Raw genomic sequence first — 14051 nt, 5'->3', positions numbered from 1 at the left:
CCGACCCGGCGGGGCGCACCATCGACGGGTGACCCGCACCGCCGCCGCTCCCCCGACCACCCCCGGCGCCGCCGACCGGCGGCGGGGCCTGGTGCTGGTGGCGACGGCGATCGTGCTGACGGCCGCCAACCTGCGGACGGCGGTCAGCACCGTCGGCCCGGTGCTCGAGGAGATCGAGCGCGGACTCGGCGTCTCCAGCGCCGCCGCCGGCGTGCTGACGACGCTGCCGGTGCTGTGCTTCGCCGCGATCGGCTTCGCCGGCCCGCCGCTGGCCGCCCGCTTCCGGGACGCGCACGTCCTGGCCGGCGCGCTGCTCACCATGGCCGCCGGGCTGGTGCTGCGGGCCGTCGTCGACTCCTTCCCGCTGTTCCTCGCCGGCACCGTGCTGGCCATGGTCGGCGGGGCCCTGGGCAACGTGCTGCTGCCCGGCCTGGTCAAGCGCTGGTTCCCCGGGCGCACGGGCCTGCTGATCGGCGCCTACAGCGCGAGCATGGCCATCGGCGGCGCCGTCGCCGCGGTCTCCACCGCGCCCATCGCCGCCGCCGTCGGCGAGTCCGGCTGGCGCTGGGCGCTGGGCGTCTGGGCGGTGCTGGCCCTGGCCGCCGCGCTGCCGTGGTTCCTCGTCCCGCGCCAGCCCGGCACCGGCCGCGCCGCGCACCGGGCGGTCCGGATGCGCCCGCTGGCGCGCAGTCCGCTCGCCCTCACCATGGCCGCCTTCTTCGGGCTGCAGGCGATGCAGGCCTACGTGGTCATGGGCTGGTCGGCGCAGTACCTGCGCGACTCCGGGCTCAGCGCCGCGACCGCCGGCCTCCTGCTGGGGATCAACTCGATCGTCGTCATCCCGGTGAACGCCGTCGTCCCGTCGCTCACCGTGCGGCAGAGCTGGCAGCGGCCGCTGCTGCTGGGCTTCATGGCCTGCTACGCCGTCGGCTGGACGGGGCTGTGGCTGGCTCCCCGCACGCTCCCCTGGCTGTGGATGAGCGTCCTCGCCGTCGGCATGGGCACCTTCAGCATGGTGCTGGCGCTGATCGGCCTGCGCGCCCGCACGCCGGAGACGGTCGCCGCGCTGTCCACGGTCACCCAGGGCTGGGGCTACGTGGTCGCCGGCACCGGCCCGCTGCTCGTGGGCGTGCTGCGCGGCGCGACCGGCGGCTACACCGGCATGTTCGTGCTGGTCGGCCTCGCCACCGTCGGGCTGACCGTCACCGGCTGGCTGGTCACCCGCGACCGCTACGTCGACGACGAGGTGCCCGGTTGGTCGCCCGCGGAGGTCAGCGCCGCGTCTCCGCGCGGGTGAAGTTGCGGAAGGACCGCGACGGCGTCGGGCCGCGCTGGTCCTGGTAGCGGGAGCCGTAGACCGCCGAGCCGTAGGGGTGCTCGGCCGCCGAGGTGAGCCGGAACAGGCACAGCTGGCCGATCTTCATCCCCGGCCACAGCGTGATCGGCAGGTTGGCCACGTTGGACAGCTCCAGCGTGATGTGGCCGGAGAAGCCCGGGTCGACGAAGCCCGCCGTCGAGTGGGTGAGCAGCCCGAGCCGGCCCAGGGAGCTCTTGCCCTCCAGCCGGGCGGCGAGGTCGTCGGGGATGCTCACCAGCTCGAGGGTGGAGCCCAGCACGAACTCGCCCGGGTGCAGCACGAACGGCTCGTCGCCGTCGGGCTCGACCAGGGTGGTGAGGTCGTCCTGCTGCTGGGCGGGGTCGATGTGGGTGTACCGGGCGTTGTTGAACACCCGGAAGTAGCGGTCGAGCCGGACGTCGATGCTCGAGGGCTGCACCAGCCCCGCGTCGTGCGGCTCGATGCCGAGACGCCCCTCGGCGATCGCGGCGCGGATGTCGCGGTCGGACAGCAGCATGGCGCGGAGTCTAGGGAGACGGCGCCTCACCCCTCCGGGTTCCTCCCGCGCCCGCCGGCTCCACCCCGCCCGCCGGCACGCCGAGGACCGTCGTGCCGGCCCGTCGGGGCGCCGGCCGCCGGCCGGGCGGGGGACCCGGGCCGGCAGGGAGGCGGACGTGTCCACCCTCAGCAGGCGCACGCAGGCAGCCGTGCTCGTGTCGGCCGTCGTGGTCGGCTACGCCGGCGCGGCGGCGTACACCGCGCTGGCCGCACCGGCGCTGCCGGTCGCCGAGGACTTCGGGCCCGGTGACGGCCTGGACCGCTACGTGGTGACGGCGGACAGCGGCGACGCCGCCGGGCTGCTCGGCGCGCTGGAGGCCCTCGGCGGCGTCGAGAACGCGCAGCGGCTGAGCGACGGCCGCGCCCTCGTCGCCACCGCAGAGCTGTCCGTCGCCGACCTCGAGGCGGTCGACGGCGTGGCGGCGGTGGAGCGCTCGCCCGAGGTCCCGGTGCTCGGCACCGTCAGCGACCCCTACTGGGCGCAGTACGGCTGGAACCTCGAGAACACCGGGACCAACGCCTACAACCAGGCCGCGGTGGCCGACGCCGACGCCGACGCCACCGACGGCTGGGCCGTCGGGACCGGCGCGGGCACCGTGGTGGCGGTGGTCGACACGGGCTTCGACTCCGACCACGAGGACCTCGCCGGGGCTCTGTGGACCAACCCGGCGGAACCCTGCGGCACCGTGGACACCGACCGCAACGGCAAGGCCGGCGACTGCCACGGGTGGAACTTCACGACGAACTCCCCCGACGTGGACAACGGCGCGCAGGGCACCCACGGCACCAACGTCTCCGGGACGATCGGTGCCCGGGCCGGCAACGGCCGGGGCACCGCGGGCATCGCACCTGACGCGACGATCATGCCGCTGGTGATCGGCAGCGGGAGCGGCGTCGACGCGTACCTCGGCGCCGAGGCGATCCGCTACGCCGCCGACCACGGCGCGGACGTCGTCAACGCCTCCTGGGGCGGGGCCTTCACCGGCGCGCCGCTCGAGGCGGTCCGCTCGGCCATCGCCTACGCCGGGTCCAAGGGGGTCCTCGTGGTCGCGGCGGCCGGCAACGACGCGGGCAACCGCGACACCCAGCCCGTGTACCCGGCCAGCTACACCGAGGCGAACCTGGTGACCGTCGGGTCCAGCACCGCGTCCGACACCGTCACCCCCTCGTCCGCCTACGGCGCGACGTCGGTCGACCTCTTCGCCCCAGGCAACCTGGTGGCGACGACCTGGAACGACGGCGGCTACCGCCTCGTCGGCGGCACCTCGATCGCGGCGCCGCACGTGGCCGCTGCCCTGGCGCTGTACCGGGCTGCGATGCCGACCGCCTCGATCGCCGAGCTCAAGCAGGCGCTGCTCGAGGACACCGACCCGGTCGCCGCCTTTCGCGGCCGGTCGGTGAGCGGCGGGCGCCTGTCGCTGACCGGCCTGGCCGAGCGGGTGCTCGACTCGGTCGACTACACGTTCACCGGCATGTCCGCCCCGGCCGGCGTGGTCAGCCCGAATGTCGCGGTGAGCGGCACGACGGCGCCCGGGACGTTCAGCGTGACCCTGGGCCTCGGCATGCAGCACGAGGGCGAGGTGTGGGCCGTCGCCGGCGCCGAGATCGGTCTCGACGGCGCGACCGTCACCACCGGCGACGACGGCCGGGCCGTCTTCAGCCTGGGCGCCCGGACCTCCCTCGACGGCCTGGCGCTGCGGCCCTCGGTGTCGCTGGGCGACGGCAGGTACGTGCTCACCGTCCAGCTCACCCGCGACGGCGCCGCGCTCGGCGGCACGCGGGCGGCCCCGCTCCTCGTGGGCACCGCGGCCGAGGCGGGACCCGACCGGCCGGCCGACGGGTCCGGCACGGGCGGCTCGGGCACGGGCGGCTCGGGCACGGGCGGCTCGGGCACCGGCGGGTCCGGCACCGGAGGATCCGGCACCGGAGGATCCGGCACCGGCGGGTCCGGCACCGGCGGCTCGGGCACCGGAGGATCCGGCACCGGAGGATCCGGCACCGGCGGGTCCGGCACCGGCGGCTCGGGCACCGGCGGGTCCGGCACCGGCGGGTCCGGCACCGGTGGATCCGGGACGGGCGGCTCCGGCACGGGTGGCTCGGGCGCCCCGGGCGACGGCGCGCAGACGCCCGACACGGACAACGGGTCGGGCACGGGCGGGTCCGGCACCGGCGGCTCCGGCACCGGAGGATCCGGCACCGGCGGCGCGGGCACCGGCGGGTCGGGCACCGGCGGGTCCGGCACCGGCGGATCGGGCACCGGCGGCACCCCGCCGTCGTCCGGCACGGGCACGGTGACCTACCCCGGGGTGGGCGAGTTCCGGATCACCTCGATCACCCCCGTCACCGTCGGGGCGTCGGGCGGGACGCGGGTGCGGGTCAACGGCCAGGCACTGCCCTCGGGCGCACGGGTCCGGATCGGCGACTCGGCCGCCGCGACGGTGGTCCGCTCGTCGACGACGTCGCTGGTGTTCACGACGCCGGCGCGGGTGGCCGGCCGCTACGACGTCACGGTCTTCGCGCCGGACGGGCGGTCGCAGGTGCTCGAGGACGTCCTCGAGTACGTGGCGGTCCCGGCGGCCGGCGCGACCCCCGCTCCGGACGGCGGCAGCGGCTCGGCCACCCCGCCCCCGGGCGGGTCCGGCACGGCTCCCGGCGGCACGGCGCCGGGCGGGGGCTCCGCTCCCGGCGGCGGCACGGCCCCCGGCGGCGGCACCGCGCCGGGTGGCGACACGGCTCCCGGCGGGACGGCCCCCGGCGGCACCACGCCCGGCGGCGGCTCGGCGACGCCCGAGACCCGCACCGGCCCGGACGGCCAGCGGCTGGTCCGCTCGGCCCGCCTGGGCGGCATCCCGGCGTCGCTCTGGGCGATGGACTGCTCGGTCTCCTGCCGCGGCCTCGTCGTCGGCAGCTGACCCCTCGGGCCGCCCGGTCAGGGACCAAGGTCCCGGACCGGGCGGTCCGGCTGCACCCGGAACGCCACCTGCCGATATCTGCGGGGAGGACCATCCGACGCAGGAGGACACCGCGTGCTCGACACCCGCCCCCGGACCGGCCGCAGCGGCCGCACGGCCGTGCGGCCCACCGGCGAGGAGCGCAGCTTCGCGGCCGAGGAGCTGATCGTCTCCAAGACCGACCTGCGCGGCGTCATCACCTACGCCAACGACGTGTTCCTCCGCGTGGGCGCCTACTCCCTCGACGAGGTCATCGGGCAGCCGCACAACCTCATCCGGCACCCCGACATGCCGCGCGCGGTGTTCAAGCTGCTGTGGGACACCCTGGCCGCCCGCCAGGAGCTGTTCGCCTACGTGAACAACCTCGCCGCCGACGGCGCGAACTACTGGGTGCTCGCCCACGTGACGCCGTCCTACGGCCCCGACGGCGCGGTCGTCGGCTACCACTCCAACCGGCGCCGCCCCTCGCGCCGCGCGCTCGACCGCATCCGCCCGCTCTACGAGCGGCTGCTCGCCGAGGAGCGCCGCCACCCTCACGCGCGCGCCGCGGTCGCGGCGTCGTCGGAGCTGCTCGGCCAGGTCGTCGCCGAGCAGGCCGCCTCCTACGAGGACTTCATCTGGACGGTCATCAGCCAGGAGGAGAACTGACGTGGCGCGCTCCCGGAACCGTTCCGACGCCGCCGAGCTGGAGGCCTACCGCGCCTTCGTGCGCCGCCTGACCGAGACGTGCGAGGCCGCCGCCCGCGGCGACCTCGAGGCCCGCGCCGTGCCCATGGCCGGCTCGGAGGACGTCCCCGAGCTCGTCGCCCTGCAGCACGGCGTCAACCGCGCGCTCGACGTCAGCGACGCCTTCGTCCGCGAGTCGCGCGCCGCGCTGACCTCGGCCGCCGAGGGCCGCTACCACCGCAAGGTGCTGCTCACCGGCCTCAGCGGGGCCTACCGGCAGGCCGCGACCGACATCAACACCGCCCGCGACGCCATGCGCGAGACCGCCGGGCGGGTCACCGACGCGCAGACCTCGCGGCTGCGCCTGGCCGACGACTTCGAGTCCGTCGTGCTGGCGATGAGCGAGCAGGTGGCGACGGCGGCCACCGAGATGAGCGCCTCGGCCGCCGGGCTGACCACCGCGTCCTCGGCCGCCTCCGGCGCCGTCGGCGACGCCTCGGCCACGCTGACCTCGCTCACCCGCACCTCTGCCGAGATCCGCCAGGTCATCGCGCTCATCGAGTCGGTGGCCGCCCAGACCCGGCTGCTGGCGCTCAACGCCACCATCGAGGCCGCGCGCGCCGGGGAGGCGGGCAAGGGCTTCGCCGTCGTCGCCTCCGAGGTCAAGGACCTCGCCGACCAGACCGCCTCGGCCACCGAGCGGGTGACCACGCAGGTCGAGGCGATCCGCGCCGCGTGCGACGAGGTCACCGCGGTCATCGGCTCGGTCGGCACCACCGTGGGCGAGATGAACGGCCTCGTCGACGGGATCGCCGCCGCCGTCGACGGGTCGGCGTCCCTGGGCACCACCGACACCGACGTCACCGGCCTGTCGCAGATGGCCGAGCGGCTGCGGTCGGAGGCCATCGGCTTCCTCGGGGAGATGCGCCGCTAGGGCTCCACCGTCGCGGCGGCTCCCCAGCGGACGGATGTACCGTGCAGCCAGTCGGTGGCCGTACTCGGCCGCCAGTTCCGACGCCGTCCCGTCCCCGGCGGGCCGGCGCTGCTGTGCCGTGGAGGTGTGCGTGGCCCCGGATGCCGCTGCGCGTCCCGGCGTCCAGGACATCCCGTCGGGGCCCGACGTCGCCGACGTGTTCGCCGGCGGCAGCGAGAACGGCCGGCTGATGGCCGCCGTCGACTGGGCGGCGACGCCGGTCGGCCCGGTGGCGACGTGGCCGGCGAGCCTGCGCTACGCCATCCGCACCGTGCTGGCCTCGCGGTTCCCGATGATCCTCACCTGGGGACCGGAGTTCACCCAGTTCTACAACGACGGCTACGCCACCCTCATCGGCGCCAAGCACCCCGCCGCCCTCGGCGGCGACCTCCGCGTGACCCAGGCCGAGCACTGGACCTCGCTGCAGGGTCCGATCGAGCAGGCCATGGCCACCCGCGTCCCGACCTGGATCCCGCAGCTGCTCCTGCTCCTTGAGCGGGCCGGGTACCGCGAGGAGACCTACTTCACCGTCTCCCACGCCCCGGCCTTCGGGGACGACGGCGAGGTGGCCGGCATGCACGCCGTCTGCACCGAGGTCACCCGGCAGGTGCTGGCCGAGCGGCGGCAGGTGCTGCTGCAGGAGGTGGCCGGCGCCGGCGGGCGCCGCGAGGACGAGCACGACCTCGCGACACAGGTGTGCGCCGCCCTCGCCACCGGTCCGCTCGACGTCCCGTTCGCCGCCGTCTACCTCACCGACGACGACGGGCGGCTGCAGCGGGCGGCCACCTGCGGGGTCGACGCCGGCCTGCTGCCCGCGACCGCCGGAGGCCTGCCCGACCTCGCGGCGGTCCCGGTCGCGGGCCTCGGCGTCACCGGCGGGCCGTTCGGCGAGCCGGTCACCGACGCCGTCACCCTCCCGCTGTCCGGCGGGTCCGGAGGTGAGCCGGTCGGCGCGCTGCTGGTCGGCGTCAGCCCGGCACGCGCCCTCGACGCCGAGTACCGCTCGTTCCACCAGCTGCTCGCCGGGCAGGTCGCCGGGGCCGTCGTCGACGCCCGCGCCTACGCCGGCGAGCGCGCCCGCGCCGAGGCCCTCGCGGAGCTCGACCGGGCCAAGACCACCTTCTTCGCCAACGTCAGCCACGAGCTGCGCACCCCGCTGACCCTGCTGCTCGCCCCCATCTCCGACGCGCTCGACGAGGCCGGGGACCAGCTGCCGCCCGCCGCGCACGACCAGCTCGTCCTCGCGCTGCGCAACGGCCAGCGCCTGCAGCGCCTGGTCAACGACCTGCTCGAGTTCGTCAGCATCGAGGCCGGCCGGACGGCCGCGGTGCGGGTGGCCACCGACCTCGCCGCCGACACCGCCGAGCTCGCCGGCGTGCTGCGCGCCGCCGCCGAGCGCGCCGGGCTGACGCTCACCGTCGACTGCCCGCCGCTCCCCCGGCCGGTCGCCGTCGACCCGCGGATGTGGGAGAAGGTCGTCCTCAACCTGGTCGCCAACGCGGTCAAGTACACGTTCGTCGGCGGCATCACCGTGCGGCTGGCCGCCGTGGACGACGGGGTCGAACTGACCGTCTCCGACACCGGCGTGGGCATCCCCGCCGAGGAACTGCCGGCGCTGTTCGACCGGTTCCACCGGGTGACCGACTCCCCCGCCCGCAGCCGCGAGGGCACCGGCCTGGGCCTCGCCCTGGTCCGTGAGCTCGTCGACCTGCACGGCGGCACCGTCGGGGTGCGGAGCACGCCCGGCGCCGGCAGCACCTTCACCGTCCGGCTGCCCTGGGGCGAGCCCGACGCCGCGAGCGCGCCGCCGTCGACCCCCGCCGCGGTGCGCGCCGCCGCCCTGACGCCCTGGGACGACGACCCCGGCCGGCGGGCGCGCCCCGCCGCGGCGGAGGAGACGCTGGGCACCGTCCTGGTCGTCGACGACAACGCCGACATGCGCTCCTACCTCACCCGGCTGCTCGCGCCGTCGTGGACGGTGCGGACCGCCGCCGACGGCGAGGAGGCGCTGCGCGCGACCCGGGCCGCCCTGCCCGACATCGTGCTGACCGACGTGATGATGCCGGGACTCGACGGGTTCGGGCTGCTCCAGGCGCTGCGGGCCGACCCCGGCACCCGCGACGTCCCGGTGGTCATGCTCACCGCCCGGGCCGGCCAGGAGGCCGCCGTCGAGGGCTTCGACGCCGGCGTCGACGACTACCTGCCCAAGCCGTTCGAGTCCGCCGAGCTGCTCGGCCGGCTGCGGGCCGTCCTCGAGCGCGCGCGGGGACGCCGTGCCGCGCTCCCGCCGCCGCCGGCGCACGCGCACCGGCCGGCTCCCGCGGCCGCCCCGCCGCCCCCGCGGCCCCGCGCCGGCGACGCGGCCGACCTGGCGCCGTCGAGCGCGCCGGCCCCGGCCGTCCCGGCCGACGGCGCCCGGCGGGCCACCTGGCGGTTCCCCTCGGCGGCGGCGTCGATCCCGCCGCTGCGCCGCCGGCTGCGCGGCTTCCTCGCCGACGCCGGGATCGACGAGGACCGCGCCTACGACCTGGTGCTGGCCTCCTGCGAGGCGGCCACCAACGCGATCGAGCACGCCCAGGACCCGCGGGAGCCGGTGGTCGAGGTGCGGGTGTCGGTCGACGACGGTGCCGTGGAGATCGCGGTGCACGACACCGGCCAGTGGCGGGAGCGCACCTCGAGCATGGACCGCGGCCGCGGCTCGATGCTGATGAGCGCCTTCGCCGAGGTCACCGCGGTGCCCGGCCCGGACGGCACCACCGTCACGATCCGCAGCCCGCGCCCGCGGGACTGAGCGGCCTCACCGCCGGCCGGCGAGCACGGCGGCGCCCGGGCCGGCGAGGTCCCCCATGGCCGCCCGGCGGCCGGCGGCGACGAGCAGCAGCGAGAGCACCGGCCCCTCGGCCGCCGGGCCCGTGCCGTGCCGCAGGCCGGTGTCGGTGGCCACCAGGGTGACGCCCTCGACCCGCTGCCGGCCGCCGCCCACGGCCTGGCCGCTGCGCACGTGCGCCAGCAGTGCCCGGGCCACGGCGTCGCGGGGCGGGTCGCGGGGGATGCCGAGCGGGCGCCGCACGTCCTCCCCGTGCACGAACGCCTCCACCAGCCGGGTGTCCCGCGGGGCGGGCGGGCCGGTCCGGCGGCCGGCGACGGCGCGGAAGGCGGCCAGCGTCTCCTCCGGGTCGGCGGCCCGCGCGGCGCGCAGCTCGGCCTCGTTGGCGGCGTCGAAGTCGAACCGGGCGGCCGCCATGCCGGCCAGGAACCGCAGCGGCGTCGTCCGCGCGCTGCCGAGCAGGTGCGCGAGCACGTCGTGCACGTCCCAGCCGGCGCACAGCGACGGCGTGGCCCACTGCGCGGGCGTCAGCCCGGTGAGGTCGTCGGCCAGCGCCCGGCGCTCGGCGGCGACGACGGGCCAGACGTCCTGCGGCGCGGTCCTCGGCACGGTCGGTGCTCCCGTCGGTCGGCGGCGGGCGGCCGGCTGACCCTCCCGGGGGACAGACCGGCACCGGCCGCGGGACTCATCGCGGGGCGCCTTGCTACGCTGGCGACCGGCCTCCGGGCCACTGCGGGTGTAGTTCAATGGCAGAACATCAGCTTCCCAAGCTGACAGTGCGAGTTCGATTCTCGTCACCCGCTCCGCGTACCGCTCTCGTCAGGCCGCCACCGGTGTGTGCGTCCCGAACCGCCGCCCGTGGTAGGTCAGCGGCGCTCCACTCCCTGCCGAGGCGTGCAGCACGGTGGCCAGCACGATGACGTGATCGCCGCCGGGGACCAGGTCGCTGACCTCGCAGGCGAGCCATCCGGGGCAGCCGCCCAGCCGCGGTGCCCCGGTGTCCTCCGACCACGCGACGCCCGCGAACCTGTCCTCGGCCCTGCGCGCGAAGAGCCCGGCCAGGTCCGCCTGCGAACTGCCGAGCACGTTGACGCCGAACGGCGCGCCCACCGCCAGCCGGCCTAGCAGACTCGACGAGCGGTCGAGCGCGGCCATGACCATGGGCGGCGCCAGGGACAGGGAGGCGAAGGAGCTGACGGTGGTCCCGTGCGGGTCGCCGCCGGACAGCGTGGTGACGACGGCCACCGGCGTCGCCACGCCCGCCATGACCTCCCGGAAGGCATCGGGGAGACCGCTCACGAGGCCACCTCCACCGCGGCCTCCGCGGGGGTGAGCACCTGCCACAGCGCGCGGGCGAGCGCGTCGTTCTGCCGGAAGAACGGGGCGTTGGTGTTCGGCCGCGCGAACGCCGCGACCTGTGCGCCGGAGGTCCAGTAGCCGGCGGCGAACACCCGCTGGTGCGCTACCCCGGCGGCGTCCACCACCCGCTGGGCGACGTCGACGTGCAGCCGCCCCCCGCCGCTCCTGCCCGCCGCCTCACCCCGCTGCAGCAGGCCACTGACCAGCGGGTCAGGAGTGACAGCGACGTCCGGGGCCGGCAGGCGTGCCTCCACCAGGGCACGCGCCTCCGTGACGCCGTCCACGTTCGCCGACCTGGCGCGGAACGAGCCCGTGGTGCCGTCGAGGTCGATCTGGACGTCGCCGCCGAGGAAGCGGACCACTCCGGCCTCGGAGAGCGCGACCAGCTCCTCCAGCCGCGGCGCCGGCGGCCCGCTGGCCAGGTAGCTGAAGAGGTTCATCCACCAGCCGGCCACGTCCTCGGCCTCCGACCGCGCGGTCAGCCGACCGGTGGCGGCGAGGGTGACGACGGTGCCGTGGCACAGCAGCAGCGCGGTGAAGACGGCGGCGTCCGGGCTGTGCGCCGGATCCGCCGCGCGGGCGAGGTCGCCGCGGACGTGCGCCCGCAGGGCCTCCTGCAGCGCGTCGCCGTCGGCGAACCGTCGGCCCGCCAGCGGGCGGTCCCGGGCGGGCAGGTCGAAGCGGTCCGCGGGGTCGGGGACGGCCCGCTCCACGAGCGCGTCCACCCCGGCCGGATCGGCGGCGAAGCGCTCGGCGAACTCCTCCCAGGCCACTCCCGTCCGCTCCGGGTGCGCGCGGAACAGCTCGGTGTAGTGCGCCCACGCCAGCTCGCGCGCGATGACCGGCGCCAGGTCCGCCCGCAGGTCGAGCCGGCCCGGGCCGAAGGCGTCGTCGATCGCCGCCGGGGTGAAGAAGCGCAGCGGGACGGGCGGACCCGGCCAGACGTAGCCGAGCTTGGAGCGGTAGGGCACCCCGCGACGCGATCCGACGTGCAGCACCGGCTCCCGCCCGGAGGCCAGGTAGCGCAGCCGCCCGTCGTCGCCCCGCTCGAACCGGCCTCCCCGGCCGCTGGTGAGGAGGACGACGAGGTCGACGAAGGCGAGTCCGGCGCCGCGGACGAGGACGTCCTCGCCGGACCGGAGCACCGACAGGTCCAGGTCGGCGGTGTAGCCGGGGGGCACGTACGTCAGGCCGCGGGCGGCGGCCCAGCGCTCGGTGGCCCGCTCGGCGGGAGCCGGCCGGGCGTCGAGGTGCCCCTGGGCCAGCAGGACGGCGTCGGCGGCCAGCACCCGGCCGTCGGCGAGGACGACGTCGGCGCCGTCGGGACGGGGCCGCACGTCGACCGCCCGCTGGCGGTGGCGGTGCACCCGCACCTGCGGCTCGCCGGCGGCCACCACCTGCTCGAGGACCCACCCGAGGTAGGCGTTGACCAGAGGACGCGACGGGAACGACGTCGGGGTCAGCCGCCGCGCCTCGGCACCGACGGGATCGGTCTCGGGCAGCGTGCGGCCGACGCGCTCGACCCACTGCCACAGCGTGGTCCCCTCCCCCACTGGGCCGTCGACGACGACGGAGCGGTCGGGCAGCACGGTGACGTCGGCGACCAGCGAGTTGGCCCACAGCAGCCGCGGCTGCTCAGCACGCCAGACGCGCCCGCCGCCCGGCGGGTGCGGGTCGACCAGGTGGACCTGTAGTGGCCGGTCCGCGGGCGACGCGGCGGCGTTGGCGACCAGGCGCTCGAGCACGCCGACGGCGGTCGGGCCGGCGCCGACCACGCACAGGACGGCAGGACGGGGGGACGGGATGGTCATGACGGATGGGCTCCAGGCCGGGACGTCGCGGGGAGGACGGCGTTCAGCGAGCCGGGCAGAGGGCGCTGCTGGTGCGGCGTAGGTCGATGTGCCGGCGTCGGGACAGAGCCGGTCGGCGCACGCACTCCCTCCTCTCCCTCTCCCAGGGGAACAGCCGGACGGCGATCGCGCTTCCCCGGGTCACTGGGTGCTCCCGCACCCGGCGCCCCGGGCGAGCGCGGCCGGGTCGGCGAGGGGGCGCGGGTCGTCGGCCGGCTGCCAGCGGCCGTCCCGGCGCGCGTAGGCGATCCGCGGCCCGGTGGTGCAGAAGGCGTCGAGAGCGGCCAGCAGACGGTCGGCGTCGGCCCGGGTGGTGCCCACGCCCACACTGGCCCGCAGCGCACCCTCCGGCACGCCCAGCCGCGCGAGCAGCGGGTGCGCACAGAACCGGCCGTCGCGCACGCCGATGCCGTGTTCGGCCGACAGGTACGCCGCGATGAGGCCGGGATCGGCTCCGGCGACGGTGAACGAGACGACGCCGGTCGGCTCGGCCGAGTCAGGCCAGATCCGCAGGACACGGACACCCGGCAGGGCGGCGAGGCCCTCGACCAGCCGCGCCCGCAGCTCCCGTTCGTGCCGCTCGAGCACACCCGCCGGGAGTCCGGCCAGCGCGCCACAGGCCTCGGCCAGCGCCACGGCGCCCAGCACGTTCGGCGAGCCACCCTCGTGCCGGTGCGGCGCCCGTGCCCATGCGACGTCGGTCAGGGCGACCTCGGTCACGGCACCGCCGCCGGCCAGGTGCGCGGGTGCGGCGTCGAGCCAGTCACGGCGGCCGACCAGGGCACCGGCGCCGAACGGGGCGTAGAGCTTGTGGCCGGAGAAGGCCACCCAGTCCGCGCCGGTGTCCGCGAGGGAGAAGCTCCGGTGCGGGACCAGCTGGGCGCCGTCGACGGCCACCCGTGTCCCCGCTGCATGCGCCAGGGCGACGACCTCGCCGAGCGGCAGTGCCTCACCGGTCACGTTGGAGGCCCCGGTGACCGCCAGCAGCGCGTACCTCCCTGCGGCCAGCTCGGCCGCCAGCACGCCCAGGGTCGCGGTCACCGTGTCCTGCACCGGCAGCACGGTCACCGGACCGCGCCGCTGCCAGGGCAACAGGTCGGCGTGGTGCTCGGAGTCGAGCACCAGCACCCGGGCGCCGGGAGGGACGGCTCCGGCCAGCAGGTTGAGGGCGTCGGTGGTGTGCCGGGTGACGACGCACACGTCGTCGGCCCGCGCGCCGACGAAGCCGGCCACGGCACCGCGGGCCGACTCGTACAGCGCCGTGGAGACCTGCGAGAGGTAGCCCGCGCCGCGGTGGACGCTCGCGTAGAGCGGCAGCACCTCGGTCACCCGGTCGGCGACGACCGCGAGGGCCCGGGTGCTGGCGGCGGTGTCCAGGTCCGCGTACCGCACGTCGCCACCGGTCGCGAGCGGGACGGTCGTGTCGGCACCCACGAGCGGGAGGAGCGGGCCCTGCCCGGGACGGACCGTCGGTGCGGAGCGGGGATCGAGGACGGCGGTGACCATGGGGGACTCCTGGCGGGCCGGGACC

At 76.8% G+C, this 14051-nt stretch carries 11 protein-coding genes and 1 tRNA gene; 6 read left to right on the top strand and 6 right to left on the bottom strand.

Annotation, left to right across the window (positions count from 1 at the left end):
• Positions 1–28: 28 nt before the first annotated feature.
• Positions 29–1297, top strand: coding sequence for a CynX/NimT family MFS transporter (locus BUE37_RS14710; protein ID WP_073421028.1), 1269 nt, complete (start codon positions 29–31; stop codon positions 1295–1297).
• Here BUE37_RS14710 and dcd read toward each other — a convergent pair.
• A complete protein-coding gene (gene dcd, locus BUE37_RS14705) occupies positions 1272–1853 on the bottom strand; it encodes a dCTP deaminase (RefSeq protein ID WP_073421027.1) in 582 nt (193 codons plus the stop codon). The genes BUE37_RS14710 and dcd overlap by 26 nt on opposite strands.
• 157 nt (positions 1854–2010) lie before the next feature.
• Between dcd and BUE37_RS14700 the strand changes: the two genes are divergently transcribed.
• The 4 genes from BUE37_RS14700 (at position 2011) to BUE37_RS14685 (ending at position 9275) form a co-directional block, all read left to right on the top strand.
• Complete coding sequence (locus BUE37_RS14700) at positions 2011–4806, top strand: S8 family serine peptidase (protein ID WP_139252997.1); 2796 nt, start codon at positions 2011–2013, stop codon at positions 4804–4806.
• A gap of 114 nt (positions 4807–4920) precedes the next feature.
• Positions 4921–5493 (top strand): PAS domain-containing protein, encoded by a 573-nt coding sequence (locus BUE37_RS14695; protein ID WP_073421025.1) that lies wholly within the window; start codon positions 4921–4923, stop codon positions 5491–5493.
• A 1-nt stretch (position 5494) separates the two neighbouring features.
• Complete coding sequence (locus tag BUE37_RS14690; RefSeq protein WP_217651275.1) at positions 5495–6445, top strand: methyl-accepting chemotaxis protein; 951 nt, start codon at positions 5495–5497, stop codon at positions 6443–6445.
• Positions 6446–6575: 130 nt separating this feature from the next.
• Complete coding sequence (locus BUE37_RS14685) at positions 6576–9275, top strand: ATP-binding protein (RefSeq protein ID WP_245794618.1); 2700 nt, start codon at positions 6576–6578, stop codon at positions 9273–9275.
• Positions 9276–9281: 6 nt separating this feature from the next.
• Here BUE37_RS14685 and BUE37_RS14680 read toward each other — a convergent pair whose 3' ends face one another.
• Positions 9282–9920, bottom strand: a complete 639-nt coding sequence (locus tag BUE37_RS14680) for a maleylpyruvate isomerase family mycothiol-dependent enzyme (protein WP_073421024.1) — start codon at positions 9918–9920, stop codon at positions 9282–9284.
• A gap of 123 nt (positions 9921–10043) precedes the next feature.
• Here BUE37_RS14680 and BUE37_RS14675 point away from each other — a divergent pair.
• Positions 10044–10114, top strand: a tRNA-Gly gene (locus BUE37_RS14675).
• 16 nt (positions 10115–10130) lie between these two features.
• Here BUE37_RS14675 and BUE37_RS14670 read toward each other — a convergent pair.
• The 4 genes from BUE37_RS14670 to BUE37_RS14660 are packed head-to-tail and all read right to left on the bottom strand — an operon-like array spanning position 10131 to position 14026.
• Positions 10131–10610, bottom strand: a complete 480-nt coding sequence (locus tag BUE37_RS14670) for a flavin reductase family protein (RefSeq protein WP_245794617.1) — start codon at positions 10608–10610, stop codon at positions 10131–10133.
• Positions 10607–12481 (bottom strand): FAD/NAD(P)-binding protein, encoded by a 1875-nt coding sequence (locus BUE37_RS14665; RefSeq protein WP_073421023.1) that lies wholly within the window; start codon positions 12479–12481, stop codon positions 10607–10609. The genes BUE37_RS14670 and BUE37_RS14665 overlap by 4 nt, the downstream gene beginning before the upstream one ends.
• Before the next feature lie 43 nt (positions 12482–12524).
• Entirely contained in the window at positions 12525–12602 is a 78-nt protein-coding gene (locus tag BUE37_RS24990) for a putative leader peptide (RefSeq protein WP_425432426.1), read from the bottom strand.
• 59 nt (positions 12603–12661) lie between these two features.
• Positions 12662–14026, bottom strand: coding sequence for an aminotransferase class V-fold PLP-dependent enzyme (locus BUE37_RS14660; protein ID WP_073421022.1), 1365 nt, complete (start codon positions 14024–14026; stop codon positions 12662–12664).
• Between the last annotated feature and the right edge of the window lie 25 nt (positions 14027–14051).

The sequence above is a fragment of the Geodermatophilus nigrescens genome (assembly GCF_900129495.1).
Taxonomy (GTDB): Bacteria; Actinomycetota; Actinomycetes; order Mycobacteriales; family Geodermatophilaceae; genus Geodermatophilus; species Geodermatophilus nigrescens.
The sequence above is the reverse complement of the archived record's forward strand: the minus strand, read 5'-3'. Positions and strand labels throughout refer to the sequence as shown.

Coding starts and splice junctions, on each gene's coding strand:
- dcd (WP_073421027.1), bottom strand. CDS start 1,853: ATGCTGCTGTCCGACCGCGACATCCGCGCCGCGATCGCCGAGGGGCGT.
- BUE37_RS14665 (WP_073421023.1), bottom strand. CDS start 12,481: ATGACCATCCCGTCCCCCCGTCCTGCCGTCCTGTGCGTGGTCGGCGCC.
- BUE37_RS14660 (WP_073421022.1), bottom strand. CDS start 14,026: ATGGTCACCGCCGTCCTCGATCCCCGCTCCGCACCGACGGTCCGTCCC.